Here is a 17990-nt window from a genome sequence, read left to right on the forward strand (position 1 = left end):
GAACCACCTTCTTCTATAATAGAAAGATGTGTAAAGCAAGTATAACTGAAATCATTACACCCTGAACCGGCTTTTTACATTCGCTAAAAAATGCCTACATCATTCTTAAATATGAACCATGTTTCTATTAGCCAGAAACTCTTAAGATGAGGATGCAAGAAGAAACGACGTTGTCGTCTTCCTTGATGGATAACAATCGTTTCTTCAAAATACATCATTCTAAAAAGGTGGGTTTTTGATGAAAAGTAAAGGAATCAAGCTAATGCTTATGAGTCTAATGCTTCCAGCTCTGCTTGCAGGCTGTGGTGGCGGAAATAACAATGCGAAAGCTACAAACGCTCCTGCAAATGACAAAGCCGAAGCTACTGCCGAGGCCACAGCAAACGCACCAGCCGAAAAAATCACACTGAAGTTCTTCACCGCACTTGCGGATCGGGCAAACGGTTCAGGCAAGGTGGAGCAAGACATTATCGACGCTTATATGAAAGAGCACCCTAACGTCAAGATAGAAGTGGAAGCGCTTCAAGATGAACCTTATAAATCAAAAATCAAAGTATATGCTTCCAGCAATCAGATGCCTGATATCATTCAAGCTTGGGGTCAGCCTTCTTTCCTGAGTCCTCTGCTCGATAATGACTTACTGCTTGAACTGAACAGCGCTGACTTCGAAGGTGATCAGTTTGTTTCTGGTTCCATGGACGGCTTCAGCAAAGATGGCAAACTGTATGGATTGCCACGTAGTGCCGACTATATGGTCATGTTCTATAACAAGAAAATCTTTGCTGACAACGGCATCGAGGTTCCAAAGACTACCGCTGACCTGCTCGCAGCTGTCAAAACATTGCGTGCAAACAAGATCAACCCTATCGCTATGAACGGTATGGACGCATGGACGCTGCCAATCTGGTATGAGTTTGTTGCTCAACGTCAAAATGGTGATTTTAATAAGATGGATGAAGCTGTTGCTCGTAAAATATCCTTTAATGATCCTAGTCTTGTTGCAGCTGCAACTGAAATGCAAGATTTCGCAAATGCTAAAGGTTTTGCCGACGGCTGGCTGACCGCCGATTACGGTGCAGCACGTAACTTGTTCGGACAAGGACAAGCCGCTATGTTCTTTATGGGCGCTTGGGAGTCTGGCCTAGCTACAGATGTGAACTTCTCTGAAGAATTCCGTAATAATGTAGGCGCATTCGCTTTCCCTGGTTCAGATAAAGGTAAATCAACGGATGATGCTGCTTGGTACGGTGGTGGATATGCAGTAAGTAAAAACTCCAAGCATCCTGAAGCTGCTGTTGATTTCTTGAAATATTTCTTCGCTCCTGAGAACTGGTCCAAGATGTTATGGCAAGCTGGCGCGGGTACACCTGCGCAAAAATTCGATGAATTCTTAACTGGTAATGAAACTCAACTCCAAAAAGAACTAGTGGATGTCTTCAGCTCGATGACCTCTTCTAGCGGAACTCCGCTACAGGATATTGGTAACGACGAGTTCAAGCAAAAGGTAATGGAGGCTCACCAAAGCCTGCTCTCCGGCGCTATGAATACAGCGGAATTCGCCAAAGCGCTTGACGCTGCGTCCGATAAATTGGCTGGTAAATAAACTCTAATACTACTAAGTACATGAATGACGGCGCTTCTGATTTAACATCATAAATAGTGGCGTACAACCCCCGACTTCCCCCAGAGGTCGGGGGTTTGTTGTTCGAGCATAAGCGCCTTCGACGTCAGAGAAAATTATCATTCCATAATTTAAAAAATGTGTACAATCATCTGAAATATACGGCATGTTCCAGGGTCTGGCTTCCCGTTACGATGGTAGTAGATAGATTACTCTTTCAAAGGACGGAGATTTCCATGCACAGAGTGTTAAGCGACAAAAAAGCGATATTCCTACTCATCGCACCCGGGTTATTCCTGTTTGCTTTTATGATTTGCATCCCTATCTTCATGAGCGCTTATTACGGCTCTACGGACTGGGGCGGGATCGGCAAGTACAATTTTATCGGCTTTGATAACTATCGCGAAATCCTATTTCATGACAAAGTATTCTGGACTTCACTGGGCAATGCCCTGTTACTAACCGCCGCTACTGTATTCTTACAGCATCCCTTTGCTATTCTCATAGGGATATTCCTGACCAATTCCGGCAAATACGAAAAAATATTCCGGACGATCTTTTTTATCCCCGCAGTAATTTCTGTTGTGGTTACAGCCAAGCTGTGGAGCGGGATTTTTCATCCCAATTACGGATTGCTTAACAAGTTGCTTAGCGGCGTTGGGCTGGATTCACTCACACATGATTGGCTTGGAGATCCGAAGACAGCGATCTGGTGCATCATCATTGTTGTAATGTGGCAAGGTTTTGGATACGCACTGCTGCTATATTATTCAGGTCTGCAAGGCATTCCAAGTGATCTAAGCGAAGCCGCAAAGATCGATGGCGCGAACAACTATACCCTCTACACGCGCATCATCATACCGCTTCTTTCGCCTATGATGCGAGTTGCCATTATCATCGCGGTTACAACCTGTCTTAAGCAAATGGAAACCGTGTTCTTAATGACCAACGGCGGCCCGGCGAACAGCACGCAATTCTTAGGGAACTACCTTTACAAAACAGCCTTCTCATCGTCGCTTTACGGCTACGGTAATGCCATATCCATCCTATTCATTGTGTTCTGCCTTGTACTGACCGTAATACTCAACAAGGTTCTGAAGAAAGATATCGGAGAGTTTTAGAATCCCTGTAACCGGAGGAAATCATATGAATAATTCATTAGCACCTGCCGCTTCGCCCCTCAATCTGAAGCTTCATAAACAGAAGCGCAGTAAACCTACAACTGGCAAAATCCTAATGATGGTGTTTCTTTGTCTCATTGCTTTGATTCAGTTATTTCCGCTCATCTGGCTGATCGATTACTCCCTGCTAAAGAGTGGTGATTTTTTCGGAAGCTCTTTTCTGAAATGGCCATCCCCCCCGCAATGGGAGAATTATAGAAACGCTTTTACCTATGGGCGTGTACCACGCTATTTTGCCAACAGTCTTATCATTACAGTAATTACCGTTGCGCTGTCCGCACTAGTGTCACTGATGATGGGGTATGCGTTCACCCGTATGAAATGGAAGCTAAGTGGTATCGTGTTGTCACTTATCATGATGGGCATGATCATTCCCATTCACGCGACACTGCTGCCGAACTTTATTCTGTTTAACAAGCTCGGAATGCTGAACAATATGTACACACTGATTCTGCCTTATTCGGCTATTGTCATCCCAATGAGTGTGCTCATCATGACTGGTTTTCTAGAGACCATCCCTCGTGCGATTGAAGAGTCGGCGGTTATCGATGGCTGCGGCATTTACGGTGTGATCTTCCGCATCATCTTCCCTATTACGAAACCCGCATTAGCTACCATCTGTGTACTCAATTTCATCAGCACCTGGAATGAATTCATTATGGCGAACACCTTCCTCACCTCGGAGGATCTCAAAACCATTCCGTTCTCCATTATGAAATTCGCCGGAGAATACTCGTCCAACTACGGTGCTCAGTTTGCTGTTATGACGATCATTGCGATCCCAACCATCCTGATCTATCTGCTCTTCACAGAACAGATGACAAAAGGAATTACCGCTGGGGCGGTTAAGGGCTAACACAAAAAGCGTGGAGAACTCTAATAGAGTCCTGCACGCTTTTTTAATGCTGAAAAATCTATTTCTTTGTTGCCTAGCTTAATTGCTTTAAAACTATAGAAGCATTGACGTTTGCCTGAGTGCCTCCCGCCAATGTCTGTAAAGTAACTGCAGCAGCTGAACTATGATTTCTCAGCGTAAGAACATCGCCCGACGAGAGAGCGAGTATCGCCTGCCCATTAGTTTGTTGAGTGCCAGCACCTGAACCATATACCGTACCTGCAGCCTCGGCGCCATTTAAGAATAATGCGAATTGATTGGGTTCCACACCTGAAACTGAAAAATCAACCTCATAATTACCCGTATTAGTAACCGAGATTGTAGTGGTCCCAGGGGCATGTGTAATTCCAGGTGTTAGAAGTCCATTTGTATCAAAAGAGACATCCGCCTCTATTGGAACCACCTGAGCCCCTAAATTATAAACATACCCGAACTGAGCTATTCCGCCTGCGGCACCTGTTGCTCCAGTGACTCCAGCGGGGCCCGTCGTTCCCGTGGCTCCCACTGCTCCAGCTGGACCCGTCGTCCCCGTGTCTCCCGCTACTCCGGCGGGGCCTGTTGCTCCAGTGACTCCAGCTACTCCGGCGGGACCCGTCGCTCCCGTGGCTCCCGCTACTCCAGCGGGGCCTGTCGTCCCCGTGATTCCCGTTACTCCGGCGAGGCCCGTCGTTCCCGTGGCTCCCACTGCTCCAGCTGGGCCCGTTGCTCCCGTGGCTCCGGCTGCTCCGGCAGGGCCCGTCGTTCCCGTGGCTCCAGCTACTCCGGCAGGGCCCGTCGTTCCCGTGGCTCCAGCTACTCCGGTGGAGCCCGTCGTTCCCGTGGCTCCCGCTACTCCCGCCGGGCCCGTTGCTCCCGTGACTCCTGCTACTCCAGCGGGACCCGTCGTCCCCGTGGCTCCGGCTGCTCCGGCAGGGCCCGTCGTTCCCGTGACTCCAGCTGCTCCCGAAGGGCCCGTCGTTCCTGTCGTTCCCGTGGTTCCCGCTACTCCGGCGGGACCCGTCGTTCCCGTGACTCCAGCTACTCCCGCGGGACCCGTCGTTCCCGTGGCTCCGGGTGCTCCGGCGGGGCCCGTCGTTCCCGTGGCTCCGGGTGCTCCGGCGGGGCCCGTCGTCCCCGTGGCTCCTGCTACTCCGGCCGGACCCGTCGTTCCCGCGGCTCCGGCTGCTCCGGCGGGGCCCGTTGCTCCCGTGACTCCGGCTACTCCAGCGGAGCCCGTCGTTCCCGTGGCTCCCACTGCTCCAGCGGGGCCTGTCGCTCCTGTGACTCCGACTACTCCTGCGGGGCCTGTCGTTCCTGTGACTCCGGCTACTCCTGCCGGACCCGTCGTTCCCGTGGCTCCGGCAGGACCCACATCTCCCACGGGGCCCGTTGCTCCCGTGACTCCAGCTACTCCTGCCGCACCCGTCGTTCCTGTGACTCCGGCTACTCCGGCGGGACCTGTCGTTCCCGTGGCTCCCGCTACTCCGGCCGGACCCGTCGTTCCCGTGGCTCCCACTGCTCCAGCGGGGCCCGTCGTTCCCGTGACTCCGGCTACTCCTGCGGGCCCCGTCGTTCCCGTGGCTCCCGCTGCTCCGGCGGGGCCCGTCGTTCCCGTGACTCCGGCTACTCCGGCGGTACCCGTCGTCCCCGTGGCTCCCGCTACTCCAGCGGGGCCCGTCGTTCCCGTGACTCCCGCTGCTCCGGCGGGGCCCGTTGCTCCCGTGACTCCAGCTACTCCTGCCGCACCCGTCGTTCCTGTGACTCCGGCTACTCCGGCGGGCCCCGCCGTTCCCGTGGCTCCCACTGCTCCAGCTGGACCCGTCGTTCCCGTGATTCCCGCTACTCCGGCGGGGCCCGTCGTTCCCGTGACTCCCGCTACTCCTGCCGCACCCGTCGTTCCCGTGATTCCCGCTACTCCGGCGGGGCCCGTCGTTCCCGTGACTCCCGCTACTCCTGCCGCACCCGTCGTTCCTGTGACTCCGGCTACTCCGGCGGGACCCGTCGTTCCCGTGACTCCAGCTACTCCAGCGGGGCCCGTCGTTCCCGTGACTCCGGCTACTCCGGCGGGACCCGTCGTGCCTGTGACTCCCGCTGCTCCCGTGGGCCCCGTCGTTCCCGTAGCTCCGGCTACTCCGGCGGAGCCCGTCGATCCTGTGGCTCCCACTGCTCCAGCTGGACCCGTCGTTCCCGTGGCTCCGGCTACTCCGGCGGGACCCGTCGTCCCCGTGGCTCCCGCTACTCCAGCGGGGCCCGTCGTTCCCGTGACTCCCGCTACTCCCGCGGGGCCCGTCGCTCCCGTGACTCCCACTACTCCCGCGGGGCCCGTCGTTCCCGTGGCTCCCACTGCTCCAGCTGGACCTGTAGTTCCCGTGGCTCCGACTGCTCCCGCGGGGCCCGTCGTTCCCGTGGCTCCCGCTACTCCCGCTTGGCCCGTCGTTCCCGTGACTCCTGCTACTCCGGTCGGACCCGTCGTTCCAGTGGCTCCCACTGCTCCAGCTGGGCCCGTCGTTCCCGTGACTCCAGCTACTCCCGCGGGGCCCATCGCTCCCGTGGCTCCGGCTACTCCAGCGGAGCCCGTCGTTCCCGTGGCTCCCGCTACTCCAGCTGGACCCGTCGTTCCCGTGGCTCCGGCTATTCCCGCGGGGCCCGTCGCTCCCGTGACTCCAGCTACTCCAGCTGGACCCGTCGTTCCCGTGGCTCCGGCTGCTCCGGCGGGGCCTGTCGTTCCCGTGGCTCCGGCTGCTCCGGCGGGGCCTGTCGTTCCCGTGATTCCCGCTACTCCCGCGGGACCCGTCGTTCCCGTGGCTCCGGCTACTCCGGCGGGGCCTGTCGTTCCCGTGACTCCAGCTACTCCCGCAGGGCCCGTCGTTCCCGTGATTCCGGCTACTCCAGCGGGGCCCGTCGTTCCCGTGACTCCGGCTACTCCCGCGGGGCCTGTCGTTCCCGTGACTCCGGCTACTCCGGCCGGACCCGTCGTTCCCGTGGCTCCCACTGCTCCAGCTACTCCAGCGGGGCCCGTCGTTCCCGTGACTCCGGCTACTCCGGCGGGGCCTGTCGTTCCCGTGACTCCAGCTACTCCAGCGGGGCCCGTCGTTCCCGTGACTCCTGCTACTCCCGCGGGGCCTGTCGTTCCCGTGACTCCGGCTACTCCGGCCGGACCCGTCGTTCCCGTGGCTCCCACTGCTCCAGCTGCTCCGGCGGAGCCCGTCGTTCCCGTGACTCCGGCTACTCCGGCGGGACCCGTCGTCCCCGTGGCTCCCGCTACTCCCGTGGAGCCTGTCGTCCCCGTGACTCCAGCTGCTCCCGTGGAGCCTGTCGTCCCCGTGACTCCAGCTGCTCCCGTGGAGCCTGTCGTTCCCGTGACTCCAGCTACTCCCGTGGAGCCTGTCGTTCCCGTGACTCCAGCTACTCCTGCCGGACCCGTCGTTCCCGTGGCTCCCGCTACTCCGGCAGAGCCCGTCGTTCCCGTGGGTCCCGCTACTCCAACGGGGCCCGTTGCTCCAGTGACGCCGCGGGTACGAATATTAGCACATTTCTTTTTGATGATTTTTCGCTTACAACAATAGTTCTTTGAAGAACATTTTTTAACCAAATGATATTTTCTTTTTGACGGAGAATCATTTTTTTTGCAGCTTTTCTTAGATATGTGATTGGAATGGCCCATTTTTAGCACCTCCACGAAAACCTAATGTATACTACTCCAATTACCTATAGGAGAACATAGATATTCGTCTAGTAAGTGCCCTTTTATTTGTTATAAAAATAAACTTCTTCATTGATTATCAGCATAGATTAAAAGACATACATGTACTTTTAATCTCCCTCTCAGAAAAATTAAACTCTCCTATTCCTAGCAATGCACTCCAGATTTACAGCCTCCAACATTCCCTTACTATCAACTCTTATTCCTCTAACATTTTATTGACATTAACTTTCAACTCGTATATGATCTCCTTAGGCAAAATCACAACGAATTAAATCAAAAATTTAATATATCCCGTAAAGGGGAGTAGCTGTTAAATAAAGTCGTCAATACGAGAATATGAGGATATTCTCCGGCTTTATTGGCAATTCAACATTGTTAGCGAGACCTTTACCAATCAGGTTAGACCTTTATTCCAAAGGCTAATCTGTTTGGTAAAGGTCTTTTTTATATAAAATTGGTTAAAATGGTAAGGTAAGTATCTTTTAGTAGATATTTGCATAAGAAAAGGGAGGACAACAGTAATGGATTGGGGATTATTATTAGAGTACGGCTGGGTATTACTAGTTCTTGTAGCACTTGAAGGACTACTAGCCGCAGATAACGCACTGGTATTGGCAATTATGGTTAAACACCTTCCTGATGAGGAAAGAAAAAAAGCACTATTCTACGGATTAGCCGGAGCCTTCGTGTTCCGCTTCGGTTCACTATTTGTCATCTCTTACCTGGTTGATATTTGGCAAGTACAAGCCATCGGCGCACTTTATTTACTGTTTATCGCGGGGAACCATATCTTCCGAAAACTATTAATCAAGAAGCCCGTTACGGATGAAGCAGCTGAAAGCGGTACGGGCGGTGCAGTCAACAAAAAGAAATCCAGCTTTTGGTTTACTGTCTTTAAAGTAGAAGTTGCTGACATCGCCTTCGCGGTGGATTCCATCCTAGCCGCAGTTGCACTTGCGGTTGCACTACCTGCAAGTGGTCTTCCAAAAATCGGAGGCCTTGACGGGGGACAATTCCTCGTCATCTTTGCCGGCGGATTTATCGGATTGGTCATTATGCGTTTTGCAGCTTCCTTCTTCGTTAAGCTGCTTCACACCCGTCCAGGTCTTGAAATTGCAGCCTTCTTCATCGTAGGCTGGGTCGGCGTTAAGCTCGCAGTCATTACCTTGGCACACCCTTCACTTGGTGTTCTTTCCGAGGATTTCGCGCATAGTACCATTTGGAAGGTTACCTTCTATGTTGTACTCGTGCTCATCGCTGCAATCGGTTGGTTTATGAGCAGCAAGGTAGAAGAGAATGTTGGAGAGAATCCAGTTAAAGAAGTAGATAAACAGCTCCATTAATTGTATTTGAATAGCAAAAACAAATATAACCCGAAAGACACACCCCTTCTGTAAAGGTGTTTGTCTTTCGGGTTGTTTTCTTTTACTCCCTATTTTGCTCCTCATACAGAAAAGCCTGCTTCCACCATCAAATGGGAAGCAGGCTCTGCATTATATATTCTTATTGACCAATGATCTGATCAGTCTTACCTTGCAGTTCCACTAGCTTCATAATCACCGTAGCCGCCAGTGCTTTCGTTACCGTCTGCTGCGGATTAAACTTGCCGTTGTCATCCTTTAGGATTCCCAATTTCACAACAAGAGCCACTGCACCCTTATTGTTTATAGATGCACTATCACTGAACTGACTTACCGTTACATCTTTATCAAGATAGGCTGTGAGTTTGTTGTATTTCAAAAAATTAGCCAGCTGAACAGCAAGCTGTTCCCGGGTTAACTTACTATCAATTTGCAGGCTTTGATCCTTGTTGATCCACTTACGATCTGCTGCATAAGTAACAACATCATAATATGAATTCTCAGGCTTCACACCTGCCACAGTTTTCCGTTCATTATTAGCAATATAACTGCTGAAATTCGGATTAGAAGCCTTGGCAAGATAGGTTAACCAATCGCCAACTGTTATTTCTTGATCTGGGTTTACTTTACCATCGGCATCCGGAGTAATCACATGATATTTTACTAATTCTGATAAGGGTTGTTCTGCTGCATGACCTTTGATATCCGTTGCAGATATTTGAGCATCTTGCTGACCGAGGTAATCATAGACCGCTACCCATTTTCCAGTGGCTGCATCTAAAACCTGATATAATCCATTAGATTCATCAAAAGTTGTATCATATACCAGCTTCACCTTTGGCGCGGCATAGCTATTATAACTATAGTATCCACCAACCTGAGTATACTTCAGCTTAGTCTGATATTTAGGTTTATAACTTTCGAGCGCTTCCTTCTTGGAAATTGTTGCATCAGGAGATAATGTGATTTCATCGATACCGTTTATCCGATTCCCCATGTAAGAAATCAGTCTGCCGTAAAGATCCAAGCTAACCGTAAGGGTACTGTCACTCACAGGAATGCCTTGATGATATCTAATAAACTGATATCTAAATCCTGATCCGTCTGAAGTAACGTTTGAGTTATCTCCATATTCTACAAGCTTTAGTTTCTGACTCGCCTGAGGATATAGGCTATTTATTATACTAAGTGCTTTAGTCTTAGCTTCGGCCTCACTAAGCTTCTTCCCTCCAGCAGGGGCTGCCTCTTCCTTCTTCTTATCCTGAGCAGCACCATAAGCTTGAACCTGGTACTGTAATATTTCACCGGTCTTTGCATCGATCTCGGCAGAGGATTGTTCTGGAAAGCCAGCCCCAATGTAGCGTTCATTTCCACTAGCCCCACCCCAGTATAACTGCCAGATCTTCCGATCTGTATCCTGATAGTCATTTCTCAAGCTTTGGGAGATCAATTTACGATCTGCTGGAATATATGCAACCTTCTTTACAAGCTGTTCCGCTTCTTTTGAAGTAAGCTCTGTAGTTGAAGTTCTTGCTTGAAAGACATCCTTACTCTTTGCTACATCTGAATACACGACTGCGGTGGATACGGATTCTTTTCCTTCATAATCTATTCTCTTGCCTGTCAATGCATCGATAGGATATAGAGACTGATCCACTGGGCGCCAGCCTAGAATCCAGTTGTTAGGTTTTCCGTTCTTATAAGTAGGAATGTAAAAAAGGCCTACATCAAACTGTTCCGCAAATTGCTTCTGTGCTTGCTCCAAGGTAATCTTCGGCTGTGCAGACGGATACTCAAGCCCTTGAGAAAACTTAGAGAATTGAATTACATTACCGTTGCCATCCACAGCTATGTTAATGTTATCCGATCCAGAAGGAAGACCATTCTTCATGACACTGAAGTAATAGCTGTATTGAACAGGACCGAATAAAGTGTTCGAAAAATAATTATAACCAGCATTCTCATTTAATTGCAGATCACTGCTCTTAACCGATGTGGCTGCCTTAGCCACAAAAGCCTTGGCGATCTCCAGTGCCTGAGGCTGCGATATTTTCGGAGGATAATAGGATTCGTTATTCTCACGTGGGTATGAAATATACGTACTAATGATATCTCCACTAATGGCATCTACCTCACTGCTAAAGCCATATCCCATACTCCCCTCTTGAATCTGCCACTGAATATTCCAGATCATTTGATTTGCTGGAGGGGGGTAGCTTTGATTAGATCCCAGTTGTACATTGTTTACCGTTGCATCTTTTAGGGATGGGAATAATTCTTTTAGCTTCGCAATCGCTTGCTCCTGCGTGAATTTCACTTTTGTAAGATCTGCCTCCGAGTTCGTTGTAGTCACCGGCGCTTGTGTGCTAACCTGTGTTACCGTAGTATTGCTACTAACAGATGTAGAATCGGCTGCGGCCAAGCCTGGCGGTAACAATAATGCGAGTGCAACTGAAGTGATCAATACCGTTTTAGCTGTCTGATGAACAAAATGAGTATTATTGCTTTTCAAAAAAGATCATCCTCCTCTAACACGTGATTCATAACATTATACAGATAATTACTTATATTTTCCATATTTAATTAACGACAGGAAATTACAAGGTTTATGTAATGCATCCTATATAAGCTATAATGGTAGGCAGCTACAGCTTCAACTCATCTATGAAAGGGGGCCATTCACATTACTGATTGGAACCTTCAGCCGCTTATAGACGGTATTACTGGCCTAGAAATTCGCAGTTGTCTAATCATTCAACATGGAAAACCTATACTGGAGCATTATCGCGAGCCAGAAATCGCTAAGGAGCTAGGTAAAATTAACTCATGCACCAAAAGCGTGCTCTCCGCCTTAGTCAGCATAGCCATAAATAAACAAATCGTTCCGCCACCTGATACACCTATTTCTCTATTTTTCCCTTTATTAAAAGAGGATCAAGATCAACGAAAAAGAGAAATCACTATCCGTCACTTATTAACAATGACAGCAGGCTTTAACTGGACAGAATTTGGGGGGCAAAATTCCTTTCCGACTATGACTAGAACCGCAGACTGGATAAAGTTTGTGCTCGCCCAGCCGCTATCTCATACGCCAGGCACTGAGATGAACTATAACTCCGGCTGCTCCCAGATTTTATCCGCTATCCTGCGTGAATGTTCTGGACAAGACGTTGCAGCATTTGCTGAAGATCAGCTATTTCAGCCGCTTGGCATCGAAAGCTATCGCTGGGACAGTGATCCACAAGGCATACATACTGGTGGGTTTGGCCTTTATATGATGCCTGAGGATATGCTGAAATTTGGTCTCCTTTATTTGCAAGAAGGGCGCTGGAAGGATCAACAGCTCATTCATTCGGGTACTGTTCAGAAGTCCACTCGCCCCTATGTCGCAGCCACGCTACCACAGAAGGGCTTCTACGGATGGCACTGGTGGGTATCATCATTCAATGCAGGTACGGAGCAGCAGCCAAAGGAGATCCCTTATTATTTTGCGCTTGGCTTCATGGGCCAGCATATTATTGTGGTTCCATCCTATGAGCTGGTTGCAGTCATTACTGCGGATAAATACAAGAAAGGCTCACCAGCTAATGTGTTCGGCCGATTTATCGTGCCAGCGCTTCTTGGGCAATAACGACAGGGGGATACCGCACACTCCCATTATGAAAGAAGGAAGCCGGGTTGCAATGACCCGGCTTCCTTCTTCAATTTATTCAGCTTCGATACAACGAAGCTCAAGTCGTTAATTTTGCATACACAGCAAAAAATAACACCATTTCTCCAATGATCAGGTAATTGGGTATAAGGAACAACAAATCTACTGCGAAAAAAACTCCAAGTATACCTAATAATAACGCCAAATGAAATATCCCTAACCGTTGCTGTATACGTCTATATTTATGGAAGACCAGTGAGGTAGAGAAGAAGTAGAGCAGGACCGATCCAAAAATAAAACATACCATAAATGTGTAATTTAATTGTTCTAAAAATAGCAGTTGGATTGAAGCTGCAATCATGCTTAAGGATACATAAATAAATAAATGCCCATAAATTATAGTTTGCCCGGCAGTCTCTATGGTTTTGTCCACTTTCTTTTCAACATTATCAAAGTATTGCCACCACATAGCTATAATTAATAGAAAAGTTAATAATGCAAATAAAATAGATTGCCACGTCCAGTGGCTAGACTGTAAGACTGCAAGTATACTGACCACTGATTCGCCAAGTAGAATGAGGGTAAACAACGAGAAACGTTCTAATAAATGATGAGTGTTTATCGGGCTTTTCACCAAGTATCTCCGACCGATTAATGGAAGCAAAATGTCTATAGTAATTCCCGTATACAAAACTACATAACGTATCCAAGAGTCAAAGAAAAGTGATAAAGCAGAGATCACTAATCCAATCCAAAAACGACTTCCCAGGTAACGGGCAGTGTCCTTTCTATCAGCTGCTTCATTCTTATTTACCGTAAGATATTGAATGGCAGTCATAGCTCTTAAGCCAACATAACCGATTAGAAATGGCATATAGTATTGATCAAAGTTAACCGATAAGCTGGCCGTCATTATTAATACAAAAAATAATTGTAGAATCAGAAATATTCGGTGTGAAAAGATGTCCTGTCCAAACCGATTTACAAAAAGCGATTGTCCCACCCAGGCCCACCAGATCGGAATGAATATTAAGATAAATTTAGATAAATATTCAAGTGGAATTGTACCCGCCTCTACATGCAACAAGACATGACTCGCTTTTGAAACTGCAGCTACAAAAAGCAGATCATAAAATAGTTCCAGCCAGGTAACTTTCTTCTCAGCAAAGGATGCTGTGCCGTGCTCAAATCCCGATGTGCGCTTATTCATCGTTTTACTCCCTTAGTTTGGATGTGTATCCAATACAGTTTATCGAATACTTATCCATCTTAACCGAATTGATATACTAATTTGAAGCCCCTTTGTTGCCACTCTAAAATCACACAAAAAAAGCTCCCCCTTGCCTAAAATCGACAAAGGAAAGCTATAGTTATATCTCCAACTAATTCCGCCACTTCATAAACTTGTAATCAAGATAATCAACAAGTAAGAAGAGGACAAACCCCACCAAGCTAAACAGCATAATTCCCGCATACATCTCCGGATAATCCAGTCTTAACCAAGCATCCATAATGAAAAAGCCCATGCCATGCTCAGTTCCATAAATCTCCGTGAAAAAGAGTACAGATATCGCTGTTCCAAGCGAAATACGAATCGTACTCAGAATGACTGATAGTGCACCCGGCAGTGTCACATGCCAGAATTTCTGCACTGTACTTGCCCCTATACTCGTTAAGACATCATAGGTATTCTCAGGAATAGCCTTCACACCATCCCTAACGGAGATGATAATCTGGAACAAGAGAATCAGCATGATCATTAAGATTTTAGACGTTTCACCAAGCCCGAAGAATAGCATCACAACGGGAAGCAAAGCGATTTTTGGGACAGGATAGGTTAAATAGACGACAGGGTCAAGCAGCTTATTCCAAGTCAGCGAACGTCCCATCAGAAGACCAATGAGCAGTCCAATGATTAACGCCAGCACTACCCCTGCAAAAATTCTGAACAAGCTATACCCCACATTTAAAGCAATCTCCTGCCCACCTAAGTGAAACATAGCGTTATATACAGCGAATGGACTCGGCAAAATCGAATGATTCATAAGCAAATAGGCAATATACCAAACCACATTCATACAAAAGAACACAAACAACAGTCTTATTATGTGATGAATCCGATTTTTTCTCACCATATCTCCTGCATTACCTTTCTGATTCGCTTAGTCTGCTCAAAGAAATCTACACTGTCACGTTTATCCGCATGCTTCATATGAAACACCAAATGATTATCAATCATTTCAGGTGTAGCTTCTTTGTTGGACGGCATGACGATAATCTTTTGTCCCAGCAGAATCGCTTCTTCCACATCATGAGTCACAAATAATGTAGTAGTCGGGTGAGCCAGCCAGTTATCTAAAAAGAGTACCTGCAGCGTTTCCCGCGTAATCGCATCCAGTGCGGAGAAAGGCTCGTCCAGCAGTAAAATAGTGGGCAAAATGGCGAACGCTCTGGCGATTGCCACTCTTTGCTGCTGTCCTCCACTAAGAGAAAGAGGATAACGGTCAGCTAAATCAGAGATTCCCATCGATGACAACCACTGATTAATCTGATTCTCCCGTTCTTGCTTGGATGTGCTCGCAGTATGCGAGATTTTCATCGCGATTTGAATATTATCATGTACAGTCTTCCATGGAAGAAGCCCGTAGTTTTGCGGTACCAGGCCGATCAGAGTTTCTTTATCATGCACGGATTTTTCATTAAAAAGAATTTGCCCCATATAGCTTGGCAGCAAGCCCGCAATCGCCCGTAATAAAGTTGATTTCCCACTGCCAGAGGGTCCGATGATCGTGTAAATCCCATGCTCCGGTAAAGATAGATCCATCTTTCCTAAGGCCAGTTGACCTGTCTTATACTCTACTTTAAGGTCCTTAATGACGAGTCCTTTATTTCTTGAATTGGACATCAGAAATCACATCTTCAGCCGAGATATTTTTGCTAAGCAAACCTTTTTCCCGTGCCCAGGCAAATGCGGCTTCTACTTCTTTCACATCCACTTGATTGGCAGGGACATAATCAGGTACCTTGATCTCATCTTTCAACGTTTCTGGATAACCAACTTCTTTGATCACAAGATCGATATATTCGGATTGATCATGAGATTTCATATACGCTACAGCCTCGTCATAAGCAGCATACATGTTGCGAATCGCATCTGCCTTAGCATCAATAGCGGTTTGTGGGAAAGCCAGTACAAATGGATTCACTCCCGCTATATGCGTGGAGCTAAGCACGCGCAAGCCTGAAGCTTTACCCATAGTTACAAATGGTTCAGGTAAAATAGCTGCATCTGCCTTATTGTTCTTAAGCAATTCTAAACGGGTAGGGATTTGTGGAACCTCAGTTACCGTAATATCATCTTCCGTTAAACCCGCTTGTTTCAGCATCATTGCCACAGTATATTGTGTGGAGGTATTTTTGGACAAAATCACGGTTTTTCCTTTCAGATCCTTCACATCTTGGATGGCGTCATTCCCAGTCAATAAATCGAATTCACCAAAAGTTGTGCTAGTGATCTTCACATCCAGCCCGGCTTCATTGTAGATAGAAATTGCAACCAAATCAGCACTGATCCCCTCTAACTTGCCTGCTTGAAAGGCGACATCACGGTCTTTTGCACTCTTGAACGTTTGGATATCTAGGTTCACTCCATGCTTCTTATCAAAACCTTGCTCATGAGCAATTACAAAAGGAATCGCATCAATCGAAGGCAGTAAGCCAAGCGACAAAGTAACAGCTTCATTTGAGGTCTCTGCTGCGTTACCCTCTGTCGATGCTGTATTCGTGTTATTCTTTGAACCACAACCTACTGCAAGTACAGCGACGACAACGACCATCATCGACAACATCAACATTCTTTTTAATGCTTTTTTCTTCATAAAACTCTCCTACCTCCATTAATCTTTCTATAGTAGACATGCCCCTATTCTTTGCAATCTGCAAAAGAGCATGCAAAAAGCCCTTAAGCTGTTCCAGAACGCTTCAGGTAGTGTAATTTTACATCAGTCATCACAGCTTGTATATTCATAAATTTAAATAGTTATATTTATCACATACTAAAATGCAAAAAATCCAAATCAGCCCACAGAGAATCTCTCTGTAAGCTGAGCTTTCAGACACATCCTAGTCCAAGGACATATGTTGCTTCAGAATCCTCAGTCCAGTGTCCAGCTCATCCAATGAGGATGACGACGATAAGGCTACACGTACATACTTGTCCGGTGTGCTGGCACCACTAAGAAACCAATCGGAATGGAATATTCGAACGCCTTGTTGTAACAGTTCTGACTCCAGTTCAGCGGCTGTACGGTGTCCTGATAAGGGAATCCATTTAAAAAAACTTAAGGGGTGCCCTTCGGCTGCTGTTTGTGGAAAATATGTCGAAAATAGCTTGTTCGCAGCTTGGACCAGTTCTTTTTTATATGCGACAATCTCAGCAGCACTACCCGATACAATAAGCTCAGAAATAATCTCGGCATCTAGGGAGGATGTCTTCACATTAATATTGAAAATAGCCCGCTCAATTCTCTCTTTGAATTTCTCTCCAAATACGATATAAGCGATCCTAAGTCCAGAGCAAATAGATTTTGTAGTACTGCTAATATAGATGGTCTGATCAGGAAGCAATGAGTACATCGGTTGTTTGTATTCTTCTAAATGGCCTGCCGTTAAGAACGCATGAATATCATCTTCTATGAGCAGCAAGTTATGTTTCTGGATAACGTTAGCAATTTCACGCTTCCGCCCATCAGTCATCATAACGGTTGTAGGATTTGTACAAGAAGGCATCAGGAATATACCACGTATATCCAGCAGCTGGCACTGGTTATCCAGCACTTGTGGTAGCATTCCAGAGGCATCGCCTGGAATCGGAACAAGCTGAATACGATACATTCGGGCAAGCTCAATAAAATTAGAATAGGTGAATACATCAACGGCAATCCGTTGTCCAGGTTCGAAGAGAGCAAATAACGTAATGACCAACGCATTCAGGCCACCGGATGCAATTGCGATGTTATTGATATTTGCCTGTATTCCAAATGCTTGCATCCATGATAGGCCTGCCAGTTTATGATGTGGCATTCCTGTAGGATCATTGTAATTTAATAGTTCCTCTATATTGCCTCTATGCATAACCCTTCTTGCGACCTGAGCTACGATCGAGTTACTCTGCTCAAACGAAGCAACAAGCCCCAGATCAATACAGTCATGAGAAATTTTGTCCTTCGATATTGCTATCGAGCGCGTTGCATTCGTTGCCACAAAGGTTCCACTTCCTGTAATAGCATAGATGAGTCCTTTAGCTTCGCATAGCTTATAAGCGCGTGTAATTGTTGTGAAATTAACATCTAAAAAATCCGCTAGCTCACGTTGAGGGGGAAGCTTCGTTCCGGGTACCAAAAGACCGCTAGCTATATCTTGTTCAAGTAATGAGGCTATGGAATGATAGATCGGACGCTTCAGCGTATGTCTGTCAGGTCGCCACGACATCGGGTAATTAACAAAAGAATTGATCGGCATATTGTCCTCCCACAAAATTGTAATCCATACAATTATACCGTTGATTGTATGGATTCGCACTGCTACAATGACATG

The 17990-nt window shown here is 47.3% G+C and carries 12 protein-coding genes; 5 read left to right on the forward strand and 7 right to left on the reverse strand.

Annotated features, from left to right (window positions below):
- Positions 1 to 238: 238 nt before the first annotated feature.
- From MHI27_RS25095 to MHI27_RS25105, 3 genes are all read left to right on the forward strand, one after another.
- Positions 239 to 1603 carry an ABC transporter substrate-binding protein gene (locus MHI27_RS25095; protein WP_042191338.1) on the forward strand — a complete coding sequence of 455 codons (1365 nt, stop codon included), beginning with the start codon at positions 239 to 241 and terminating at the stop codon, positions 1601 to 1603.
- 254 nt (positions 1604 to 1857) lie between these two features.
- A complete protein-coding gene (locus tag MHI27_RS25100; RefSeq protein WP_042130723.1) occupies positions 1858 to 2742 on the forward strand; it encodes a carbohydrate ABC transporter permease in 885 nt (294 codons plus the stop codon).
- 25 nt (positions 2743 to 2767) lie between these two features.
- Complete coding sequence (locus tag MHI27_RS25105) at positions 2768 to 3658, forward strand: carbohydrate ABC transporter permease (RefSeq protein WP_081393202.1); 891 nt, start codon at positions 2768 to 2770, stop codon at positions 3656 to 3658.
- Between the two features lie 73 nt (positions 3659 to 3731).
- Here the strand turns inward: MHI27_RS25105 and MHI27_RS25110 are convergent, their stop codons facing one another.
- Positions 3732 to 7340 (reverse strand): beta strand repeat-containing protein, encoded by a 3609-nt coding sequence (locus MHI27_RS25110; protein WP_405174925.1) that lies wholly within the window; start codon positions 7338 to 7340, stop codon positions 3732 to 3734.
- A gap of 563 nt (positions 7341 to 7903) precedes the next feature.
- Here MHI27_RS25110 and MHI27_RS25115 point away from each other — a divergent pair.
- Entirely contained in the window at positions 7904 to 8725 is an 822-nt protein-coding gene (locus tag MHI27_RS25115) for a TerC family protein (protein ID WP_405174926.1), read from the forward strand.
- Between the two features lie 160 nt (positions 8726 to 8885).
- On the opposite strand, the gene MHI27_RS25120 is transcribed toward MHI27_RS25115, so the two are convergent.
- Complete coding sequence (locus MHI27_RS25120) at positions 8886 to 11255, reverse strand: YcdB/YcdC domain-containing protein (RefSeq protein WP_405174927.1); 2370 nt, start codon at positions 11253 to 11255, stop codon at positions 8886 to 8888.
- A 171-nt stretch (positions 11256 to 11426) separates the two neighbouring features.
- On the opposite strand from MHI27_RS25120, the gene MHI27_RS25125 reads away from it, so the two are divergent.
- Positions 11427 to 12374, forward strand: a complete 948-nt coding sequence (locus MHI27_RS25125; protein ID WP_405176792.1) for a serine hydrolase domain-containing protein — start codon at positions 11427 to 11429, stop codon at positions 12372 to 12374.
- Between the two features lie 100 nt (positions 12375 to 12474).
- On the opposite strand, the gene MHI27_RS25130 is transcribed toward MHI27_RS25125, so the two are convergent.
- The 5 genes from MHI27_RS25130 to MHI27_RS25150 all read right to left on the reverse strand — a co-directional run bounded on the left by MHI27_RS25130 (position 12475) and on the right by MHI27_RS25150 (position 17915).
- On the reverse strand, positions 12475 to 13605 hold the full coding sequence (locus tag MHI27_RS25130) for a low temperature requirement protein A (RefSeq protein WP_341146319.1): 1131 nt from the start codon (positions 13603 to 13605) through the stop codon (positions 12475 to 12477).
- Between the two features lie 172 nt (positions 13606 to 13777).
- Positions 13778 to 14530: an ABC transporter permease gene (locus MHI27_RS25135; RefSeq protein WP_042191349.1), complete on the reverse strand. Its 753-nt coding sequence runs from the start codon at positions 14528 to 14530 to the stop codon at positions 13778 to 13780.
- Complete coding sequence (locus MHI27_RS25140; RefSeq protein WP_405174928.1) at positions 14524 to 15300, reverse strand: ABC transporter ATP-binding protein; 777 nt, start codon at positions 15298 to 15300, stop codon at positions 14524 to 14526. The genes MHI27_RS25135 and MHI27_RS25140 overlap by 7 nt, the downstream gene beginning before the upstream one ends.
- Positions 15281 to 16273, reverse strand: coding sequence for an ABC transporter substrate-binding protein (locus MHI27_RS25145; protein ID WP_405174929.1), 993 nt, complete (start codon positions 16271 to 16273; stop codon positions 15281 to 15283). The genes MHI27_RS25140 and MHI27_RS25145 overlap by 20 nt, the downstream gene beginning before the upstream one ends.
- Before the next feature lie 244 nt (positions 16274 to 16517).
- On the reverse strand, positions 16518 to 17915 hold the full coding sequence (locus tag MHI27_RS25150; protein ID WP_405174930.1) for a PLP-dependent aminotransferase family protein: 1398 nt from the start codon (positions 17913 to 17915) through the stop codon (positions 16518 to 16520).
- Positions 17916 to 17990: the final 75 nt, after the last annotated feature.

It is taken from the genome of Paenibacillus sp. FSL H8-0261, from assembly GCF_045040645.1.
In the GTDB taxonomy this organism is placed as follows: Bacteria; Bacillota; Bacilli; order Paenibacillales; family Paenibacillaceae; genus Paenibacillus_AQ.